We start from the raw sequence: 21804 nt of genomic DNA, 5'->3' as shown, positions 1-21804 counted from the left end.
ACTGTCGGTAGTCCAGCTAGCTGACAGCTCTTTCCTATGTCCTCGGTAGGCTTGGTCGCGAGTGAATGAGTCACTCGTGATGAGCCTAAACAAGGACGATATACATGACACACTTCTTTAAACGTCGCGTGAATACGCTGACGAAATCCATATTGGTCGCACTGGCAGCGACAGGTGCCGCTGCCACCGCCCATTCGGCCACTGATCTTCATTACGCCAGCGTCAGTGAACTCAGCAAAATGATGGCCGACAATGAGCTCACTGCTGTTGAACTGGTTGAACACTTCCACCAGCGAATTGCCGAGTTGGACAAGCAAGGCCCTGCTATCCACGCCATCGTCGAACTGAATTCACAAGCCATCGAAATGGCTACCGCGCTGGATAACGAGCGTAACGAGGGACAGTCGCGTGGTCCGTTGCATGGTATTCCGGTACTGCTCAAAGACAATTTTGATACTGCCGACAGCCTGCAAACCAGCGCCGGCTCCTTGGCCATGGTCGGTCAGCCGGCAGCCAACGATGCCTTTGTGGTTAAACAATTGCGGGATGCCGGCGCGATTATTCTGGGTAAAGCCAACATGAGCGAATGGGCTTATGTGCGGGAGATGGGATTGCCCCATGGTTGGAGCGGACGTGGTGGGCAAGGGAAAAATCCACACGCATTGAGCGAGGAAATCTGCGGTTCCAGTTCGGGGTCGGCCGCTGCCGTGGCGGCCGGTTTCGCGCCGTTCTCCTTGGGCACGGAAACCAACGGTTCGATTTCTTGCCCGGCATCGGCCAATGGTGTGGTTGGCGTCAAGCCCACCTTGGGTCTGTTCAGTCGAAGCGGGGTGGTGCCGATCACCCGGCTGCAAGACACCCCAGGCACTTTGACACGTACTGTCCGCGATGCGGCAATGATGTTCAACGTGTTGCAAGGCATGGATGCTGCGGACTCCGCGACATCGGCCGCCCCGACAGGAATCGACTACACGGCGTTACTGGCAAACGATGCCCTGCAAGGCAAGCGTATCGGTTATCCCGCCGCTTACGAGGGGACGGGCGGCGTGGTCCTGACTCCTGGAGTGGAGTTTGAAAAGGCAATGGCCACACTCGAGAAACAAGGTGCGACGCTCGTGCCAGTGACCGTTCGTTTACCTGATATCGATGATTTCGTACCCGGTCTGATGGGGGCGATGAAATACGAATTGCCTGAATATCTCGTCAGCCGTTCCGGCCTGCCGATCCAGTCGCTGCAGGACCTGATCGACTTCAATCAGCTCAATCCCGGCAAGGAGGGCTATGGGCAGGCCACGCTCGAAGCGATGAATGCGCTGGACATGACTCACGAACAGGCCAGCGGATCGATCTTGAGCATCAGCAAAAACTTCAAGGACGCCATTGACGAGCAACTGCGCGAACACAGCCTCGACGCAATGGTTGCCGAAGCGGATGGTTACTCGCAATTTTCTGCCGCAGTGGCGGGTTACCCGGCGATAACCCTGCCATCGGGCATGGGCGATAACGGCATACCCACGTCCGTGTTCTTTTTCGGCAAACCATGGAGCGAGCCGCAATTGTTCGCCATGGCCTACAGCTATGAACAAGCCTCGGCCGAGCTGCGGCACCCTGCGTTCAAGTAATCATTGCACCTAAGCAAAATCCCCACGCTCTGCAACGTTTTGCTGCATAGCCTGGGGATTCAATTTGCGACCCGGCGCAAACCCGGGAAAGAACACCAACCCGTGCGCCTCAAACCGGTAAGCCAACGCCAGCCGCGCCGCATCCGCCACGTCCTGCTGCGCTTCAAACCGCTGGATATCATCCAACGCAACCTCCGCCTCGCGCGACAGTTGTTCCACGCTCCAGCCCAGCATCGCTCGGGCCTGGACGCAGTGCGTCGGGGTGAACTGGAAAAGGGCAATGCGTTCGAGGATGTGGTTCATCGCAAGAGAGGCCATGGTGTGCTCCGGGCTCAAGAGTGCTGATTGAAAATGTACTGTGTTTTTGTACAGTTGTTTTCGGCCGGGATCAAACGCATTTTTTGATTTGCCCTAGTTCGCCGCCTCCAACCAGACGGACGGTGCCTGTCCGAGGATGCGCCGGAACATCGTCGAGAACGCCGCCGGGCTCTCATAACCGAAATCCAGGGCGATCCGCGTCACCGCCTCACCGGCGGCCAACCGCGCCAGCGCCAGCACCACGCAGGCCTGTTGCCGCCATTGGCTGAAGCTCAACCCGGTCTGCTGTCGAAACAGTCTGTTGAAGGTGCGCAAGCTTATGTGCAACTGCTCGGCCCAGTATTGCGGCGACTCGTGGGCGTTGGGTTGATCCAGAAAGGTCTGACACAAAGCCAGGAGCTTTCCGTCAGTCGGCAGCGGAATGTGCAAGGGCAGGGGCGCACTCCGCGCCAGTTCATGCAGCAGCAGCTCGATCAGTACACCGTCGCGTCCTTCGAGGTTATAGGTCAACGGTGCCTCCACAGCCTCCATCAACAAATGCCGCATCAACGGCGAAACGCTGATCACTTGGCATCGCCTACCCAAGTCCACCGCCCCCGGCTCGATGTACAGACTGCGCGTGCTCACCCCAAGCATCAGCACCTCATGCGCCACTCCCGGCGGAATCCACACCGCCCGCTGCGGCGGCACCACCCAGTTGCCGTCATGGGTGCGGACCTGCATCACCCCGGTCGCGCCGTACAACAATTGCGCCCGCCGGTGTGTATGAAACGGCAACAGATGGCCGTGGGAATAATCCGTACCGATCGCCACCACCGGGCGCGGCGTGTCATCCAGCAGGTTGATCGAAACATTGCGCATTGAGCGTTTCCGGGTAATTGGCGTAAACGCAAACATTATTGACTGATTTGCTGAAGCAGGCCAAGCCGCGTCGCTCTATCGTCGACCGCTCCCCACCACCGGAAGACGCGCCATGTTCTACCTCCTGCTGACCCTCTTCGGCTGTATGGCCGGCATCACCGCCGTGCTCTTCGGCTTCGGCGGCGGCTTCGTCGTCGTGCCGCTGCTCTACCGCATGCTCAGCGCCAGCCACGGCGCCGACGACCCCATCGGCCAATCGGCCATGCACATCGCCGTCGCCACCTCGACCTGCGTGATGATCGTCAACGCCCTGATCGCCACCGACAAACACCGCCGCGCCGGCAACCTGATCCGCCATTACCTGTGGCCGCTCGGCGGCTTCATCGCCCTGGGCGCGATCATCGGCGCGATCGCCGCGGTGTGGGTCAGCGGCGAGGTCATTCGCTACGCCTTCATTGCCTACCTCGGCGTGACCATCATCGACTGCCTGCTCAGACGCGGCTTTCTCACCCGTAGCGACGGCGTCATCCCACGCCGACTGGATCGCAGGGAAATATCCGCCGGCGGTGTAGGCATCGGCGCCATCGCCACGTTCCTCGGCGTAGGAGGAAGCGTCATGACCGTGCCGCTCCTGCGCCGCTGCGGACTGAGCATGTCCCAGGCCACGTCCATGGCGAACCCGTTAAGCGTGCCGGTGGCCGTGGCCGGGACACTGACCTACATGGCACTGGCCGGTTTCAGCGAGACGGATCTGGGCGCATGGTTTTTCGGGTATGTGGATTTGCTGGCGTTTGCGGTGCTGACGCTGGGGTCGTTGGTCGGGATTCGATTGGCCACGCCGTGGATCGGGCGGATACCGGATCGGGTGCATGCTTGGGTGTACATCGGATTGCTGATTCTTGTTTTGCTGGGCATGTCTATAAGATGAGGCCTTCCCGGCTCAACTCAACATTGCTTCGTGGAGGCAATATGGCGATCTTGGAAAGTGCTGTTCGCCAGCCTTATGAGATTGAGTGGGTTGATGAAAGCAAATATGACGACTGAGCGTCATTGACCCTTATTTAGTAGAGAAAACAGATGTTGATCTTCAATTGCACCGAGGCGGCCAGTAAGTTCTTTAGCCGCGTGCATAAGGGCAAAAAGCTCACGCCGGTAGACCCCAAACCACCGTCGTCAGTTATTGAGGATGATGAGTGTGCCCCTTTTGTCGAGCAGTGGCTGGTGCACGCCATCACCGTGCAGCGTAAGCATGTACTGTTCGTCATTCATGTGGAAACTCGTTATTGCATGATCTTCGCCGATGCCAAGAAGGCTGGCACAGAAGGCTTTATTGCCTGGTTTGCCGAGCGCTGGCGGGAAGGATTGATACGCGATTCTATCAACCACGATCTCATGAGCTGGGTCGATGCCGGCATCATGCCGCAGCGAATGGAAGAGGCCTGTCTGGAGTACAGGTTTTATCGACGCAGCCATCGCAGTGCGCAAAAGCACATCGATGAAATTGCCTGGTTTTTTCAAGATTGCGCAGCGGAGTGGGGATGTTTGCCACAGGGCGAACGGGCTGCTATTGGCTTCGATGCACAGGTGAACGACAGGCCCAGAAGCAAAGGCCAAAAGGAATATTTCTGGCCGGATGAAGAAATGATCGCCCACTGGTTACGTCAATACTGCGCAGCGGATGAAACAAATATTCACGACGCTTCGAAACGGCGCAGGAAGGCGCAACAAGAGATTCGTGCTTTCGAAGCAACACTGGAGAGCTGAAACCTGCGGGCGCACTCGACTCCTGTGACAGCCCCTTGATAAGTCGCCGCGAAATTTACCAGTGCGTATTCAAACGTAGCGGCGCCACGTCACGCCAAGCCCGGCGCCTCCCGCACAATAAAGTGGTCCAGGTTCTCGATGTTGGCACTGAACACCCCGAACGTCTGTTCGGGGTTCTTCTTGCTCGGCACCTGCTTCAACTCCGGCGTCACGCCATAGAAGAAACAGAACAACTCCTTGTCGCTGTCGATCGCATGCTTGATCTCTTCCAGAAACGCCTTGCGCTTGCGGTAGTTGTCGATCAGCTTCTTGCTCAAGTAGACGTTAACCGAATACGGCTTCTTCTTCGCCTCATCCGCCTGCTTGAACCAGACTTTCTGCTCGAAATCGATGCGAAAACTCTGGGTGTAATCCTTTATCTCCTTGATCTTGCCCCAGTAAATCAGCCCCTTGTTATCCGTCAGATACTCGATCTTCTTGAAGAACGAGCCATAAGGCGCCGTGTGCTCGCCGATCTTCAACGGCATACGCTTGAGCAACTCCTTGTCGGCGAAGTTCGACACAAAACACTCCACCGGATGCGCAAACACACTGGTCTTGTCCGGCGCCGTCTCACGCCCCGGCGACTCCCTGGAACTCACCTGCGCCACCCGCACCGGATCATCCCGCAACACATCCGCCGCCCCCGCAGGCGCAGCTGGCTTGCGCGCATACTCACGCCGCGTCAGCAACAACTCCGATGGAAAATGCTCCTCCCGCCCGTCATCCACCTCACCCTCCGCCGCCTCAACTCCCGACGCTGACGACTTCAAACTCACATACGGACAACCCGCCACGTGCTGCGTCGTGGGCAGATTCTTAAAGTGCGGCGTGCGCACGTAATTCACGTTCTTGGCGTTGAACGTGCCCAACTCGTTGGCTGCATCGAATGCGGCGCGACAGGCATCGTTGGGGCACATGAAATGCTCCTTTGCCGAATCGAACGCCACCGTCTCATCGAAATTGAGATCGCGAACGTCATAGATCGACAACTTGTCGTCGAGGCTGAGGCAGTAGGCGAGATCGAATTTCATTTTCCTAACTCTAAAAATTATTTTTCAATGTTATTGTTGGACGCTAAAAGGAACGGGCGCAGATTATCCAATAAAACTATAACGTTTTACTAGTTTTGAAGCCTCAATAGTGTCTTGTATGCTTCCAGAGGTGTTCGTGCGGAGGTAAGTTTGGACCGCTCCTTGAAGCGTTGTGTTTGAAGAGGAAAGACGGTGCCAAGGTTGTAAGTCAGATTTTTTGAGCAGGGTTCTAAGATCCGTGTTGGTTGGGCCACTCTGTATGAACTGCGACCAGCTATTGAATGCCTCTGGGGTTCCAATGCTTATTGCTAGGCTTAACAAAAGCTCTCGAAAGTATCTTTGCTCAAGTGCTTCATTTTCTTCATCAGATAAGCTGATCTTTATGATTCGATAAGTGTTAATGAAGCGAAGTACTCTGCGTGGAGAATTTCCAGCAAACGGCGCTAGCTCACTTAGAAATGTTCGCTCGTCGTTACTAAATATTAGCCTGTTGTTCTGTGTTTTTTCTTTGCTGTTTTCGCTAAGGTCTTCTGTAGAATCTGCGGTATTGTTGGTAATAGCCTCGTCGGATGTTATAGGGGATGTGGAGAGTGAAGTTGTGTCTGTATTGAAATTCTGAATCCTAGATTCTAATAATGCGGCGCTAGAATTTGCGCTCATTGGTCTTACCCAATAAGGAATTTGGAATATTTTTTCGAGATAATCATGAGCGGTTGCGCCGATTTTTTTGTTAAAGCTTTCGGCATGTTGTTCATCCAGGAGGTCAGGATAATGCTTGGTTAGAGCTCGATTGACCCACCGCACATCTGCAGCGACGAAAACGATAAATAATGGGAATCCTAGTAGTAAATGAACTGCTTGAAGTATCTCTACTACTTTGGTTGGTGGGCAGCGATCCAAGTCGTCAATAAAAAGAACTATTCTCTTGAATTTTTGTGTCTCCGTCACTGAACTGACTTTCAGCATGGATTCGAGCTTTTCTTTATCTGCCGATTTTAGCTGGCTTTTTGGATCGTCAATTAAGTCCAGTATTCGCTTTTTTAATTTTCCATCGAGAATCGGCATTTTGGATTGATTTGAATCAGTTTTTAGCCCGCGTGATAGTTCCTCAAAGTCTTTTCTAATAGCTGCTACGAGCCCTAGATGGCTTGCATAATGTCCATCATTAGCTCGTGCGCGAATGAAACTTAACATTCTTCCTCGACCCGTACCTGCGTCAAAGTCGTGTGTGGCTGCGGCCACTTTTTCCGTAGCTACAGTTAGTAGGTTCTGAGCTTCTTCGACATCTGTTGCTAACTTCGAAAGTGTTTTAGATTTTGATTTTTCTTGAGCGTCAATCACTTTTTCTAGTGTCGTTCGGAAGCCGGATATCTGGTTTACTGCTGAGCGAATATGTTTATTTAGAAATGCAATTCCAGCAGTTATTCCGGTGATTGTAGTGCTGAGTGTCAGTATCTCTTTGGTAAAAATACTTATATTGGCTTTGAGTGTCTCACTTATTAGTTCAAACGCTTTCGAAAACGCCGGCGGTAGAATTAGGATGATGGTCAATCCTATCAGGATAGCTTGCCAGCTAGCTATGCGATGTAATAGTCCTTCTCTAATGGCTTTTGTTCGTGTTCGCTCGTTGTTGAAGGCATCAATGGTTTTTTTTAGTTGAAAAGTGTCCTCGTATAATTTTTCTAAACCAAGGGTTTTTGCCGCGGATTTAACTTTTTCAAAATCAACCTGCTTTTTTAGAGTTTCGGTGATGGATTGCCAGAAAGCATTATTGTTATCTCTTGCCTCTGCTAATCTCTCAGTAGCGATGCTTTGTGCTTGACGGCAGAGAACCAGTTTTTCCGCAGACTCCACTGCCAATTCTTGTGCAGTTGAGAGATTCTCAAATAGCTTCTGTGAGGAGAGCCGGCTCTCTCCTTCTATTTCGTTTTTTCGAACCCATTGATCGAGTTCTGTGAAGATATGATCAACAAGGCTGGCCCAAAGGTTTGTATCGACAAAGTGCCAAGCGTTAAATTTTATTAGAACGGTATCTTTAGAGTCTCTTTGGATTTGCTGATAAACAAGTCTCATGAAAAATGATTTGCCCGTCCCCCAGTCGCCCAAGACTCCGATTGCTAATGGAGGGTCTTCTGTACGAATGGCAAGTGTAGCCATCGCTTTTGCTTCATCTGCGACACCAATTTTGTCTTCCAGTCCGATCGCCCATGGATCATCACTATGGAACAACGTTTCTCTTGAATAATCTGATGGTTTAGAACTTTGGGGAATTAAATTTTTTTCAGTAAGTCGTGCAAGAATTCGATCTCTGATATGGTTTCCCACGTTTTTCGCTGGTTTGTAGCCATTGATGCGCGGCAATCCCAACTCTTCAAGAACCGCAGAAATATTTTGCATCCGAAACTCAACTGATCCTTTTGTTCGCCCGATTAAGGCACCTTCGCGAAGGATTCGATTCTCTTCAGTTTTAACGAACTTTTGGCCAGTCTGCTCGCGTGACAACATGCTGATATAAGCATCGACCGCTGCGTCAATCTCCGAGTCGTTCCAGTCGCTGCTGCTCTTTTCCGTTTCCATAGAATCGCCGAGGGTTGTGGACCCTCGGACGATACTGAGTGGCCATTACGGATGTCTACGAAAATTCCCACAAAAAATAGCGACGAATCTCGCGATAGATCCTACAAGCGCATTTCCTAACCGAGTGAATGCTTCGACGACTGAAGCGCCTGCGCGACTTTTCGCCACCAAGGCTTAGCCATCGTTTCTCGCCGTTGAGTCTGACCTTCCAGCAGATACGGCATATCCCGCAGACGAATCCAACCTTCATCCTGCCAATGCAGCAGACTCAACGACATCTCCGACCAGTTCAACAGGCTCAACGTTGGGCGATCAAACCTATCCGAGGGTTCAGCATCGCGCAGGGCTGGCACCACCTGATTGGTCAACCACTCTCGTAGCAAACGATTCTCAGGGATGTAGTGATACACCAACAGCGCATACACACCGGATTCGCTGAGCATCAACTGTTTTTCAGGTTGTCGGTAATACTCAATCCTCAGCAAGCGGTGCTGATCGTTGTCCAGTTTGTTGATCATGCGATCACTGAGATGGACGCCCATTAAACGACCGATATCGCGAGCGCAGAACCATGTTTGGTTTTCGAGGAGAAGGGTGTGTAGGTGGAGGTTGTGGCGGGTGAAGACTGTAGAATTGTGCGTATCAGACATGATCAGCCTCCTGCGCAGGAAGCATAATTTCAGCAGAAAAACTGTAGGCGATTTCCTTCGTTGAGAAGGGGAAATACGTAGGCATATCCATTACCTCTACTTGATAGCTTTCTTAGGGCTAAGGCGCCGGGAGTTAAGAAACCCCAAGTAGAAGGCCGGACATATTCCCCTTTCGGGTCTTGTATTCGCCCACTCCCGACATAGCAAAGATTTTTTGCGCGCAGGAGAATACCTTAAGCGCAAAAAAGCCGCATCTTTCGGGAGCGGTCAGGCCGCTACTTGAGGCGTTTCTTAGGCGCCGGAAACAGCACGTTATGAGGTTGATGACGCCGGGTCAAGGTCGCGTGGAAGAAGCGGAAATAGCCTACAAAAAAAGACGATTAATCATCGCTCAAAGCCTAGATTTTCAATCTATCGCAGCCTGTCTAGTTAGAGCGTAGGTATTCTTGTGTTTCGTAATGTTTCATCTATTTTGTCCCAACTATATGCTCCACGCAAAAGAGATAGATTTTGTTCTTTTGCGACCTCTATAGCTAGGTCGTTGACTTCGCTGAGCAAAAGCTCCAGACCTTTAAGCTTTGACTCGGTGTCAAAAATTAGTCGGGTATCGTCAGGTGTTCGAAGTGATTGGGTATGAAATCTATTGTTATGAAGGAATGTTAGATGTCGCTTTGTCTCAAGAAGTATCGCTAGCTCATTTGTAAAGCCGGCGATTAGAGCTGAAGAGTCCGCATGCCATAATGCTGCCGCTATGTCAAAGCTAGGAAGGGTGATATTGGTTCCTTCCTTTGCTGCGTCAGCTTTTATGTGCTTGCAAAGCCGAATGGATTTTTTCAGTCCCCCGAGAGTTAAAGCGTCCTTATATGTGATTTTTTCGATGTGTTTGAATGGCTTGTTGAATATTGTTGTAGGTACTTTGTTGTCGAGGATGTAAATTGCTCTGTCTGACTCTTTGTTTGTCGTTTGATAGTTGTGTGTGTTGTGCCAGTGGGAAGGGACGACATCAACGGGTCGTCTCAAAGAGCCGCCGCTTAGAGTAATTGCTTTTCCTCCCGTCGTATCGACGGTTACGGCAGGAAATTGTTTTATTAGTATGTTTTCAGAATTTTTTCTAAGTAGCTGTAGTGCCGATAGCGGGGTGTATGAGATTGGATTGTTGTAAAGACCAAGCCTACTGTTTTGGCCAGTTCTGTCGTATGTGAAAAAATCTTCGTCAAGAACCAGGAGGTCAACATCACTAACCCCTCTGATGTGGATGTTGCATGGAACTGAGCCTTGAAGTCTGAAAGCTACTGAGAATCCAAGTTCTGTTAATCCGGTGTTTAGTTGCTTACCTACGCGCTCCGCCTCTGCAATGCTGATTTTTGTGTACTGCTCGTCAACTTCTTGCATCGAGCCTATTGCATAGCGTGTATAAGGCTTTTCTGTTCTTTTTTCGTATTTTTCTGAGTTCAAGCTGTTGGCGATAATTTGAGCAGTATCAAATGCACTTACACGGTTAAGACCTTCAGTACCGTTTCTTCGAGAGCGCAAACTGCTAAGCCGGTTCTGTATGTTTCTCGCCATCAGTTCGACCTCCTAAGCTTCATTGTTCCAAAGGTGTATCTGCCGTGACCGTTGAAATATTCGCCTTCAGCAGTTTTTAAGTTGTGGTCAAAAAGTAGTTCGGCGCAGCCGCGATGGCTTACTAAGTCTTTTTCTTTTTGGTTAGGATCATTTTTGTAGTTGTAGAGCAGTCTAAAACCGTCAGCATCGTCACTAACAAGGGCGGCGGCAATGCTATTAGAGCCTGACTGTTCTGTTTTTAATCTGACTCGCAGGCGATCCCAGCTTTGAATTATGGTGACTTCTCCTTTCCAGGAGGCTGCGTGTGATTTATCAGGGTTTAGGGACTGACCCTCGCAAATCCATTTGCCACTTAGATCAGGGACGCGGAGAAGCTTTGATACGAATGGGAGTTTCCAAACGTATTTCTCAAACAACCAGTATATGCCCGCATAGATAATACCTGCGCTCACTGGCCATAATATTAGATTGGGTATGTTTTGTGCCCAGCCTAGGCTTTTAGCGATATTTATAGCTGCAAGGAATAGAGTTACTGTTAGTGACGAAATGCCTGCGGCAATAATGCTTATTGTGTGGCCAATCTTTGAGCGATTAGGTCCACCTAAGACAGAGTACTCATGGTTTTCAGGCATGATTAAGTTCCCTATAAACGATACAGCGTGCCCTGAGATTGCCCCAGTCGAAAGCTCGCGATATGCCCAACGTCCTTGTCGGGTATATAATTTTTAGCTATTTAGTCCCAGCTAAGCGCACCACCAGTTTGGTATTCGATCACGCGAGTCTCAAAGAAATTCTTCTCTTTCTTCAAGTCCATTATCTCGCTCATCCAAGGGAACGGGTTAGTCGTCCCTGGGTACTCTTCCTTCAAACCAATCTGCGACAAACGACGGTTAGCGATGAACTTCAGGTAGTCCTCCATCATTGCCGCGTTCATGCCCAGTACGCCGCGAGGCATGGTGTCGCGGGCGTATTCGATTTCCAGTTGCGTACCCTGCAGGATCATCTGGGTCGCTTCTTCCTTCATCTCGGCATCCCACAGGTGTGGGTTTTCGATTTTGATCTGGTTGATCACGTCGATGCCGAAGTTCAGGTGCATGGATTCGTCGCGCAGGATGTACTGGAACTGCTCGGCGACGCCGGTCATTTTGTTGCGGCGGCCCATGGAGAGGATCTGGGTGAAGCCGCAGTAGAAGAAGATGCCTTCCAGCACGCAGTAGTAGGCGATCAGGTTGCGCAGCAGTTCTTTGTCGGTGTCCGGGGTGCCGGTTTCGAACTTCGGATCGGAGATCGAGCGGGTGTATTTCAGGCCCCAGGCTGCCTTTTTCGCGACCGACGGGATCTCGTGGTACATGTTGAAGATCTCGCCTTCATCCATGGCCAGCGATTCGATGCAGTACTGGTAGGCGTGGGTGTGGATCGCCTCTTCGAACGCCTGGCGCAGGATGTACTGGCGGCATTCCGGGTTGGTGATCAGGCGGTACACGGCCAGGACCAGGTTGTTGGCAACCAGGGAGTCGGCGGTGGAGAAGAAGCCGAGGTTGCGCATCACGATGCGGCGCTCGTCGTCGGTCAGGCCTTCCGGGTTTTTCCAGAGGGCGATGTCGGCGGTCATGTTGACTTCTTGCGGCATCCAGTGGTTTGCGCAGCCGTCCAGGTACTTCTGCCAGGCCCAGTCGTACTTGAAAGGCACGAGTTGGTTGAGGTCGGCGCGGCAGTTGATCATGCGCTTTTCGTCAACGGCGACACGGGCGGAGGCGCCTTCGAGTTCGGCGAGGCCTTCGGCGACGTCGAGGGAATCCAGTGCTGCCTTGGCGCGGGCCACGGCGGCCGAGTCGTCGGCGGTCACGGCGCGGGCTTCCAGCGCTGCGGCACCGCCGGCGCTGTCGAGGCGGTCCATGTTGGCTTCAGTAGCGTGGCCGGCGTTGGCGCCTTTCACGGTTGCTACTTCACTGTCTTCTTTGTCGAATTCGTCCCAGCTCAGCATGACGTGTCGTCTCCTGCGTGAGGGCCTGTCGCCCCGTGTGAAACCTGATTGGTTGGTTTTTCACACGGTCGTACAGACCGCGTTGGATCTTAAGGAATCGTTTTTTGCGGCAGCCAAGGCAGGCAATAAAACAGAATTTTGTACGGGTTTCCGAGAGCCTCTGACGGGCGCAGATCAGCGTTGAGGCTGCTGCGGGGCTTCAGAATGGCTTTGATCCCTGTAAGGGAATATTGCTGACCCGATTAGGGCGGCATTATAGGGAAAAAAACGCGGGCGTGGGGGAGGGCGAAACACCGCAGGCCGTTCGATTGGCCGGGTGATTTCGATTGGAGCGAGGGTTTACAGGGCTTTCGCTGGGATTGGCCTGCGAGAATTTTTTTTCATTAATTTTTTTGCGAGGCTTTGGTTGCTCAAGAAATGAGCAAAAAACCGGGTTTTTCACTATATCTTGTGTTTTGCAACCCTTTTGAGCGACTCCAGACACAACTGAGCCCGACCGAAGCCGGGCTGGAATCGACCCTCAAATGAGGCGCTGAGCGATCTGATTCGGTGCAGTCTCGATCATCAATTGGTGCAGCCGTTACCCATGACGCTGTAACGCAGAATATGACGCTGACCTTTGGAGTCGTCGTATTCCATTTTCATCGGGACAACTTCGCAGACGTTTGGAACTTCGCTCATGGACACTACGTTGGCGATGTCCAGGTGAGTCGAGTAAGTGTATTCCTCGATAGCCGGTTGTTGCTGTGCGACATCAGTCGGGACCTCGTCTGCCATGGCGGTTGCGCACAGACTGCTGAGGGCCAGAACCAATAAAGCTTTCATTTCAGATTTACCTTTTTGAGGTCGAGTGGGGTCACGCAACCTTTTTAGGGTTGCGTGTGGAACTTCATCGTTTGCACTTATTACTTGAGAACTGGATTAACGGCCTTCGTGGGGGCTGTAACGTTGTTAATCGCGTTTGCCTTGTCGGCGATGCGGATTTTAGGGAGGTGGGGTGGGGGTAAACAGGTGGGGTTTTGATAAACACTTTTCGCGGTTTTGGTAACAATCGGTCGTTAGGGTGGGGAAGAGCGTTTTCTGGCGATGCAATTTGTCTGGGGAACCGAGTTGTCTGGATCGCTTGCAGGCAAGCTCCTACAAGGGGTTTGGGGTGTTTGGGGGTAGTGCATCGGGCTTGCTGTCTGGGTATCGCCATGTTTTGTAGGGGCTTGTTACTACCATCGTCGAATGGTTCTATGGGCCCGGCCCGGCTACAACGGGGTCATACAAAAACAAATATTCCACCGAGGTAAGAAAGATGAGTGCGGCTTCTCTGTATCCCGTTCGTCCCGAGGTTCTGGCCAATACGCTGACCGACGAGGCGACCTACAAAGCCATGTACCAGCAGTCGGTCGTCAACCCTGACGGTTTCTGGCGCGAGCAAGCCAAGCGCCTCGACTGGATCAAGCCTTTCACCACGGTGAAGCAGACTTCCTTCGACGATCACCATGTCGACATCAAATGGTTCGCCGACGGCACCCTGAACGTTTCCTACAACTGCCTCGACCGTCATCTGGCCGAGCGCGGCGACCAAGTTGCAATTATCTGGGAAGGTGACGATCCTTCCGAAAGCCGCAACATCACTTACCGCGAACTGCACGAACAAGTCTGCAAACTGGCCAACGCCCTGCGTGGTCAGGACGTGCACCGCGGCGACGTGGTGACTATTTATATGCCGATGATCCCCGAAGCCGTGGTCGCCATGCTGGCCTGCACCCGGATCGGCGCGATTCACTCGGTAGTGTTCGGCGGCTTCTCGCCGGAAGCCCTGGCGGGGCGGATCATCGACTGCAAATCGAAAGTGGTGATCACCGCAGACGAAGGCATCCGTGCCGGCAAGAAGATCTCGCTGAAGGCCAACGTCGACGACGCGCTGACCAACCCGGAAACCAGCAGCATCCAGAAAGTCATCGTGTGCAAGCGCACCGGTGGCGACATCAAGTGGAACCAGCATCGCGACATCTGGTACGAAGACCTGATGAAAGTGGCGGGCACCGTCTGCGCGCCGAAAGAGATGGGTGCTGAAGAAGCGCTGTTCATCCTTTACACCTCGGGTTCAACCGGCAAGCCGAAGGGCGTGCAGCACACCACCGGCGGTTATTTGCTGTATGCGGCGATGACCCATGAGCGCGTGTTCGACTATCGTCCGGGCGAAATCTACTGGTGCACCGCCGACGTCGGCTGGGTCACCGGTCACAGTTACATCGTCTACGGCCCGCTGGCCAATGGCGCGACCACGCTGCTGTTCGAAGGCGTGCCGAACTACCCGGACATCACCCGGGTGGCGAAGATCGTCGACAAGCACAAGGTCAACATCCTCTACACCGCGCCGACCGCGATCCGCGCGATGATGGCGTCGGGCACCGCCGCCGTTGAAGGCGCGGATGGCAGCAGCCTGCGTCTGCTCGGTTCGGTGGGCGAGCCGATCAACCCGGAAGCCTGGGACTGGTACTACAAGAACGTCGGCAAGTCGCGTTGCCCGATCGTTGATACCTGGTGGCAGACCGAAACCGGCGGCAACATGATGAGCCCGCTGCCGGGGGCGCATGCACTGAAGCCGGGTTCGGCAGCACGTCCGTTCTTCGGTGTGGTGCCGGCGCTGGTCGACAACCTCGGCAACATTATCGAGGGCGAGGCCGAGGGCAATCTGGTGATTCTCGATTCGTGGCCGGGTCAGGCGCGTACGCTGTATGGCGATCACGATCGCTTCGTCGACACCTACTTCAAGACCTTCCGTGGCATGTATTTCACCGGTGACGGTGCGCGGCGTGACGCCGATGGTTACTACTGGATCACCGGGCGCGTGGATGACGTGCTCAATGTCTCCGGTCACCGCATGGGCACCGCCGAGATCGAAAGCGCCATGGTCGCCCACCCGAAAGTCGCCGAAGCGGCGGTGGTCGGTGTGCCGCACGACATCAAGGGGCAGGGCATTTATGTCTACGTCACCCTGAAGAATGGCGAAGAGCCGAGCGAGCAACTGCGTCTGGAGCTGAAGAACTGGGTGCGCAAAGAGATCGGCCCGATTGCTTCGCCGGACGTGATCCAGTGGGCGCCGGGGCTGCCGAAGACCCGTTCGGGCAAGATCATGCGGCGGATTCTGCGCAAGATTGCTACGGCGGAATACGATGGGTTGGGGGACATCTCGACCCTGGCGGATCCGGGTGTGGTGCAGCATTTGATTGATACGCACAAGACGATGAATGTGGCTTAAGCGTTAGCTCTGAAGAAGCCCTGTCCGGTGATGCCGGGCGGGGCTTTTTTGTGTCTGGCTGGTTTGTGGTGGTTTTGCTGGCCTCTTCGCGAGCAAGCTCGCTCCCACAGGTTGATCGCGGTCCGTCTGAAAGAATGCAGGGCCACTGTGGGAGCGAGCTTGCTCGCGAAGGCAATCTGTCAGACGCCGGTGTACTTCGCTGTCGGAATGAAAACCCACCCAACCAATAATTATCGATTTCCTGCGCAAGCCCTTTCCCGCTGTTACCCGCACTCATCCGAGTAACCAAATGTGTAACCGCCCGCCCCGCAGCGGGGCAAAGGGAAACGCAACGCCCCGTTTTAGAGCCTCAAAACCCCCGGTGAAAAATAAGACACAACGCTGCGCTTGCCGGATTAGAAGGGTTTGCGAATAATAGGCCCGCAATTTGCAGCATAGATCGGTTCACTGTCTTTCGCTCTTGCATGAATTTGCAAGGCTGTCAATGCGCTCAAGCGGGTTTCTCTGTGCATCTGTAATTAGTTGTCGCATTGAAGAAATATCGGCTTCGGGCCTGTCGTTAGAATGCCGATCACTCGCTCATCGTGGCTGACGTTGAAACCCCTGGTGGTTTCACCGGGAAATTTCCCACCGATGCTGCACCGCTTTCCCGATTCACCCATTCGCATATTGGGCTGTCGCTCACTCTGCCGTTTTTGCCCTTTACCGATGGAGTCCCAAGATGAAGAAACTTGTGCTGCTTGGCGCCCTGGCACTGTCCGTGCTGTCGCTGAATTCCTTCGCTGATGAAAAACCTCTGAAGATCGGTATCGAAGCGGCTTACCCTCCGTTCGCTTCCAAAGCGCCGGACGGCAGCATCGTCGGTTTCGACTACGACATCGGCAACGCCCTGTGCGAGCAGATGCAGGTCAAGTGCGTGTGGGTCGAGCAAGAGTTCGACGGTCTGATCCCGGCACTCAAAGTGCGCAAGATCGACGCGATCCTGTCGTCCATGTCGATCACCGAAGACCGCAAGAAGTCCGTGGACTTCACCAACAAGTACTACAACACCCCGGCCCGTCTGGTCATGAAGCAGGGCACCGTTGTCAGCGACAACCTGTCGGAGCTCAAGGGCAAGAACATCGGTGTGCAACGTGGTTCGATCCACGAGCGTTTCGCTCGCGAAGTCCTGGCCCCGCTGGGTGCCGAGATCAAGCCATACGGCTCGCAGAACGAAATCTACCTCGACGTGGCCGCCGGTCGCCTCGACGGTACCGTGGCTGACGCCACCCTGCTGCAGGACGGCTTCCTGAACACTGATTCCGGCAAAGGCTTCGCCTTCGTTGGCCCGCAGTTCACCGACGTCAAATACTTCGGCGACGGCGTAGGCATCGCGGTGCGCAAGGGTGACGCGCTGAAAGACAAAATCAACGCAGCCATCACGGCCATCCGTGAAAACGGTAAATACAAAGCTATCCAGGACAAGTACTTCGCCTTCGATATCTACGGCAAGTAACACGTCTCTGCGACAAGTCAGAAATGGCGCAAGCAACAGGATCTCTGCGGTTTGCGCCATTTTTTCATCCCAACTTTCGAGGACCTGAATCATGTTGAAAGGCTACGGGGCTGTCATCCTCGATGGCGCATGGCTGACGCTTCAGCTCGCCTTGTCGTCCATGGCCCTGGCCATCGTTCTCGGGCTGATCGGGGTCGCGTTGCGCCTGTCGCCGATTCGCTGGCTGGCGTGGCTGGGCGATCTGTATTCCACGGTGATCCGCGGAATTCCCGACCTGGTGCTGATCCTGCTGATCTTCTACGGCGGTCAGGACCTGCTCAACCGCGTCGCGCCGATGCTCGGCTATGACGACTACATCGACCTGAACCCACTGGCCGCCGGTATCGGCACCCTCGGTTTCATTTTCGGTGCGTACCTGTCCGAGACGTTCCGCGGTGCGTTCATGGCGATCCCCAAGGGCCAGGCCGAAGCGGGCATGGCGTACGGCATGAGCAGTTTTCAGGTGTTTTTCCGGGTGATGGTGCCGCAGATGATTCGCCTGGCGATTCCTGGCTTCACCAACAACTGGCTGGTTTTGACCAAAGCGACCGCGCTGATTTCGGTAGTCGGTCTGCAAGACATGATGTTCAAGGCCAAGCAGGCGGCAGATGCCACCCGCGAGCCTTTCACCTTCTTCCTCGCAGTGGCGGCGATGTACCTGGTGATCACCAGTGTCTCGTTGCTGGCGCTGCGTCACCTTGAGAAGCGCTACTCGGTAGGCGTAAGGGCGGCTGATCTATGATCTTCGACTACAACGTCATTTGGGAGGCCATGCCGCTGTACCTCGGCGGCCTGCTGACCACCCTCAAACTGCTCGCGCTGTCGCTGTTGTTCGGTCTGCTCGCGGCACTGCCGCTGGGGCTGATGCGCGTCTCCAAGAACCCGATCGTCAACGGCACCGCGTGGCTCTACACCTACGTGATCCGCGGCACGCCGATGTTGGTGCAGCTGTTTTTGATCTACTACGGTCTGGCCCAGTTCGAAGCAGTGCGTGAAAGCTTCCTGTGGCCGTGGCTGTCCAGCGCGACGTTCTGTGCGTGCCTGGCCTTCGCGATCAACACCAGCGCCTACACCGCCGAAATCATTGCCGGCAGCCTCAAGGCCACGCCGAACGGCGAGATCGAAGCCGCCAAGGCCATGGGCATGTCGCGCTTCAAACTGTACAAGCGCATCCTGTTGCCATCGGCCCTGCGCCGGGCGCTGCCGCAGTACAGCAACGAAGTGATCATGATGCTGCAGACCACCAGTCTGGCGTCCATCGTGACCCTGATCGACATCACCGGCGCGGCCCGTACCGTCAACGCGCAGTACTACCTGCCGTTCGAGGCGTACATCACTGCCGGCGTGTTCTACCTGTGCCTGACCTTCATTCTGGTGAAGCTGTTCAAGCTGGCCGAGCGCCGCTGGTTGAGCTACCTGGCTCCGCGGAAGCACTGATATGGAACGTATCGACCACGTATTGCCGTGGAGCCACCTGGGCAGCGAGCGCAAGATCTCGGTCTTCCGCTTCGGCAACGGCGAGCGCAAGGCCTACATCCAGGCCAGCCTGCACGCTGACGAACTGCCCGGCATGCGCACCGCCTGGGAGCTGAAAAAGCGCCTCGGCGAACTCGAAGCCCAAGGCTTGCTCAACGGTGTGATCGAGCTGGTACCGGTCGCCAACCCGCTGGGCCTCGGCCAATTGCTGCAAGGCAATCATCAGGGGCGTTTCGAGGCGGGCAGCGGCAAGAATTTCAACCGCGATTTCGTCGAGCTGAGTGCACCGGTTGCAGCGACATTGGCTGACAGCCTCGGTGACGATCCGCACGCCAACATTCGCCTGATCCGTCAGGCCATGGCGGATCATCTGGCGGCACTGCCCGAGGCGAGCAGCCAGTTGCAAGGCATGCAGCGCGTGTTACTCAGCCACGCCTGCACCGCTGACGTGGTGCTGGACTTGCACTGCGATGCCGAAGCCGCGCTGCACATGTATGCGCTGCCGCAGCACTGGCCGCAGTGGCGTTCGCTGGCCGCGCACCTGAATGTGAAGGTCGGTCTGTTGGCAGAAGATTCCGGTGGCAGCTCCTTCGATGAAGCGTGCTCGTTGCCGTGGCTGCGTCTGTCGCGGCAGTTCCCGGACGCGCAGATTCCACTGGCGTGCCTGGCGACTACCGTCGAGCTGGGCGGTCAGGCCAATACCGACCGCGCTGATGCGGTGGCTTGGGCCGAAGGCATTCTGGCGTTTCTCGCCGAGCAAGGCCTGATCACTGGCGAGTGGCCTAAGCCGGCCAACGAACCGTGCGAAGGCATGCCGTTCGAAGGCACTGAATTGCTGTTGGCGCCGCACCCCGGTGTGGTGAGTTTTCTGCGTAAACCCGGCGAGTGGGTTGAAGCCGGGGATGAGATTTTCGAAGTGATCGACCCTGTGTCCGATCGGGTCAGCACGGTGTGTGCTGGTACGTCCGGGGTGCTGTTTGCCATTGAACGGCTGCGCTATGCCCAACCCGGTTTCTGGCTGGCCAAGGTGGCGGGGCGCGAAGCGCTGCGTCACGGGCGCCTGCTCAACGACTGACTGACTGTTTTTGTGAGAACCGACCGCATGTACAAACTTGAAGTCCAAGACCTGCATAAACGCTATGGCAGTCACGAAGTGCTCAAGGGCGTGTCCCTGAAAGCGGCAGCCGGCGATGTGATCAGCATCATCGGCTCCAGTGGCTCCGGAAAAAGTACTTTCCTGCGCTGCATCAACCTGCTTGAGCAGCCACACGCGGGCAAGATCCTGCTCAACAACGAAGAGCTGAAACTGGTGGCCAACAAGGACGGCGCGCTGAAAGCCGCTGATCCGAAACAGCTGCAGCGCATGCGTTCGCGCCTGTCGATGGTGTTCCAGCATTTCAACCTGTGGTCGCACATGACCGCGCTGGAAAACATCATGGAAGCGCCGGTTCATGTGCTGGGCGTGTCCAAGGCTGAAGCGCGCGAGAAAGCCGAGCACTACCTGAACAAGGTTGGCGTGGCCCATCGCAAAGACGCGTTCCCTGGGCACATGTCCGGTGGCGAGCAGCAGCGAGTGGCGATTGCCCGGGCGCTGGCGATGGAGCCGGAAGTGATGCTGTTCGACGAACCGACTTCGGCGCTCGACCCGGAGCTGGTGGGCGATGTGTTGAAAGTCATGCAAGCGCTGGCTCAGGAAGGCCGCACCATGGTGGTTGTTACGCACGAAATGGGCTTCGCCCGTGAAGTGTCGAACCAGTTGGTGTTCCTGCACAAAGGCGTTGTTGAAGAGAGCGGCAACCCGCGCGAAGTGCTGGTCAATCCGCAATCGGAGCGTTTGCAGCAATTCCTGTCGGGTAGCCTCAAGTAATCAGAGCTGCCGATATGCACCCGAATAGTGCATGCTTCGCAGCCTGAAGGCTGGCTCCGATCCCCTGTAGGAGCTGCCGAAGGCTGCGATCTTTTGATCTTCAACAACAAGATCAAAAGATCGCAGCCTCGTTTCACTCGACAGCTCCTACAGTGGGAGCTTCGCAGGTTTCGAGATTTGCGTTCATTTACGGGCTAGCATTGGCCCATGCCTTCATCACCGTTCTTCGTTTCGGATTGCCCGCCCATGACTGCCCATCGAATTGGTTTCCTGATTTGGCCCAGCACTAAAGCTCTGACGCTGGCGCTGGCGGAGGAGGCCTTGCGGGTTGCTCAGCGTGTGCACCCGGACGTGGTGTACGAACTGTCGTTCCTGCAGGCCGAAGCCAGTACCGAAGCGACGGCCGACGGCGCATGGCAACTGCCCGGCGAAGCCTGGACCGGCAAGCTGGAAAACTTCCAGAAACTGTTCCTGCTCGCCGATGAGCCACCGACCACCCTGGCCCCGGCCCTCAGCAGCGCGCTCAAGCAACTGGTGCGAGCCGGTTGCGTGATCGGTGGTCTGTCGGCGGGTGTCTATCCGTTGGCGCAGCTTGGGCTGCTCGACGGTTATCGTGCGGCCGTGCACTGGCGCTGGCAGGACGATTTCGCTGAGCGCTTCCCGAAAGTCATCGCCACCAGTCACCTGTTCGACTGGGATCGTGATCGCCTGACCGCGTGTGGCGGCATGTCGGTGCTCGATTTGTTGCTGGCGGTGCTGGCGCGCGATCATGGTGCGGAACTGGCCGGTGCGGTGTCCGAAGAACTGGTGGTCGAGCGTATCCGCGAGGGCGGCGAACGCCAGCGCATTCCACTGCAGAACCGCCTCGGTTCCAGCCATCCGAAGCTCACCCAAGCGGTGTTGCTGATGGAAGCCAACATCGAAGAGCCGCTGACCACCGACGAAATCGCCCAGCACGTGTGCGTGTCCCGTCGGCAACTGGAGCGGATCTTCAAGCAATACCTCAACCGCGTGCCGAGCCAGTACTACCTGGAACTGCGCCTGAACAAGGCCCGGCAGATGTTGATGCAGACCAGCAAGTCGATCATCCAGATCGGCCTGTCTTGCGGGTTCTCCTCGGGGCCGCATTTCTCCAGCGCCTACCGCAACTTCTTCGGCGCCACGCCGCGAGAGGATCGCAACCAGCGGCGCAGCAGCAGTCCGTTCGAACTGTCGTCGGTGCCGCCGGAGCGCGGTTGACGCACCCCGGCGGCCCC

Annotated in this window: 19 protein-coding genes; 10 read left to right on the top strand and 9 right to left on the bottom strand. The window is 55.1% G+C overall.

From position 1 onward, the window contains the following. The first annotated feature begins 104 nt into the window (after positions 1-104). Positions 105-1622 carry an amidase family protein gene (locus PMI25_RS08245; protein ID WP_007963117.1) on the top strand — a complete coding sequence of 506 codons (1518 nt, stop codon included), beginning with the start codon at positions 105-107 and terminating at the stop codon, positions 1620-1622. A 9-nt stretch (positions 1623-1631) separates the two neighbouring features. Here PMI25_RS08245 and PMI25_RS08240 read toward each other — a convergent pair whose 3' ends face one another. Together PMI25_RS08240 and PMI25_RS08235 are read right to left on the bottom strand one after the other, a co-directional pair. After that, positions 1632-1940 (bottom strand): hypothetical protein, encoded by a 309-nt coding sequence (locus tag PMI25_RS08240; protein ID WP_007963116.1) that lies wholly within the window; start codon positions 1938-1940, stop codon positions 1632-1634. 93 nt (positions 1941-2033) lie between these two features. Beyond that, positions 2034-2801 carry an AraC family transcriptional regulator gene (locus tag PMI25_RS08235; RefSeq protein WP_007963115.1) on the bottom strand — a complete coding sequence of 256 codons (768 nt, stop codon included), beginning with the start codon at positions 2799-2801 and terminating at the stop codon, positions 2034-2036. A gap of 112 nt (positions 2802-2913) precedes the next feature. Between PMI25_RS08235 and PMI25_RS08230 the strand changes: the two genes are divergently transcribed. Next, on the top strand, positions 2914-3729 hold the full coding sequence (locus tag PMI25_RS08230) for a sulfite exporter TauE/SafE family protein (RefSeq protein WP_007963114.1): 816 nt from the start codon (positions 2914-2916) through the stop codon (positions 3727-3729). A gap of 149 nt (positions 3730-3878) precedes the next feature. Beyond that, positions 3879-4565: a DUF6933 domain-containing protein gene (locus PMI25_RS08225; RefSeq protein ID WP_007963113.1), complete on the top strand. Its 687-nt coding sequence runs from the start codon at positions 3879-3881 to the stop codon at positions 4563-4565. A gap of 89 nt (positions 4566-4654) precedes the next feature. On the opposite strand, the gene PMI25_RS08220 is transcribed toward PMI25_RS08225, so the two are convergent. From PMI25_RS08220 to PMI25_RS08200, 7 genes are all read right to left on the bottom strand, one after another. Then, entirely contained in the window at positions 4655-5638 is a 984-nt protein-coding gene (locus PMI25_RS08220; protein WP_007963111.1) for a hypothetical protein, read from the bottom strand. 63 nt (positions 5639-5701) lie between these two features. After that, positions 5702-8215, bottom strand: coding sequence for a P-loop NTPase fold protein (locus tag PMI25_RS08215; RefSeq protein ID WP_045122016.1), 2514 nt, complete (start codon positions 8213-8215; stop codon positions 5702-5704). Between the two features lie 116 nt (positions 8216-8331). After that, positions 8332-8865 carry a BRO-N domain-containing protein gene (locus PMI25_RS08210; protein ID WP_007963109.1) on the bottom strand — a complete coding sequence of 178 codons (534 nt, stop codon included), beginning with the start codon at positions 8863-8865 and terminating at the stop codon, positions 8332-8334. 429 nt (positions 8866-9294) lie between these two features. After that, entirely contained in the window at positions 9295-10431 is a 1137-nt protein-coding gene (locus PMI25_RS28035; protein ID WP_007963108.1) for a hypothetical protein, read from the bottom strand. Next, positions 10431-11063, bottom strand: a complete 633-nt coding sequence (locus PMI25_RS28030; RefSeq protein WP_007963107.1) for a Cap15 family CBASS effector — start codon at positions 11061-11063, stop codon at positions 10431-10433. The genes PMI25_RS28035 and PMI25_RS28030 overlap by 1 nt, the downstream gene beginning before the upstream one ends. Before the next feature lie 101 nt (positions 11064-11164). Beyond that, positions 11165-12415: a ribonucleotide-diphosphate reductase subunit beta gene (locus tag PMI25_RS08205; RefSeq protein WP_003227292.1), complete on the bottom strand. Its 1251-nt coding sequence runs from the start codon at positions 12413-12415 to the stop codon at positions 11165-11167. Between the two features lie 564 nt (positions 12416-12979). Next, positions 12980-13240, bottom strand: a complete 261-nt coding sequence (locus PMI25_RS08200) for a DUF2790 domain-containing protein (RefSeq protein WP_003227290.1) — start codon at positions 13238-13240, stop codon at positions 12980-12982. A 475-nt stretch (positions 13241-13715) separates the two neighbouring features. Between PMI25_RS08200 and acs the strand changes: the two genes are divergently transcribed. The 7 genes from acs (at position 13716) to argR (ending at position 21787) form a co-directional block, all read left to right on the top strand. Then, entirely contained in the window at positions 13716-15671 is a 1956-nt protein-coding gene (acs, locus tag PMI25_RS08195; RefSeq protein WP_007963105.1) for an acetate--CoA ligase, read from the top strand. Positions 15672-16392: 721 nt separating this feature from the next. Then, positions 16393-17166 (top strand): ABC transporter substrate-binding protein, encoded by a 774-nt coding sequence (locus PMI25_RS08190; RefSeq protein WP_007963103.1) that lies wholly within the window; start codon positions 16393-16395, stop codon positions 17164-17166. A gap of 91 nt (positions 17167-17257) precedes the next feature. Continuing rightward, positions 17258-17947 (top strand): ABC transporter permease, encoded by a 690-nt coding sequence (locus tag PMI25_RS08185; RefSeq protein WP_003227287.1) that lies wholly within the window; start codon positions 17258-17260, stop codon positions 17945-17947. Beyond that, entirely contained in the window at positions 17944-18642 is a 699-nt protein-coding gene (locus PMI25_RS08180) for an ABC transporter permease (protein ID WP_007963100.1), read from the top strand. The genes PMI25_RS08185 and PMI25_RS08180 overlap by 4 nt, the downstream gene beginning before the upstream one ends. Position 18643: 1 nt before the next feature. After that, on the top strand, positions 18644-19756 hold the full coding sequence (locus tag PMI25_RS08175; RefSeq protein WP_007963099.1) for a M14 family metallopeptidase: 1113 nt from the start codon (positions 18644-18646) through the stop codon (positions 19754-19756). 27 nt (positions 19757-19783) lie between these two features. Further along, positions 19784-20548 carry an ABC transporter ATP-binding protein gene (locus PMI25_RS08170; RefSeq protein ID WP_003227281.1) on the top strand — a complete coding sequence of 255 codons (765 nt, stop codon included), beginning with the start codon at positions 19784-19786 and terminating at the stop codon, positions 20546-20548. 246 nt (positions 20549-20794) lie between these two features. After that, the gene (gene argR, locus PMI25_RS08165) at positions 20795-21787 is read left to right on the top strand and encodes a transcriptional regulator ArgR (protein WP_007963098.1); all 993 of its coding nucleotides are present in this window, start codon (positions 20795-20797) and stop codon (positions 21785-21787) included. Positions 21788-21804 lie beyond the last annotated feature (17 nt).

Source organism: Pseudomonas sp. GM30 (assembly GCF_000282275.2).
In the GTDB taxonomy this organism is placed as follows: domain Bacteria; phylum Pseudomonadota; class Gammaproteobacteria; order Pseudomonadales; family Pseudomonadaceae; genus Aquipseudomonas.
This window is presented reverse-complemented; position numbering and strand designations above follow the sequence as displayed.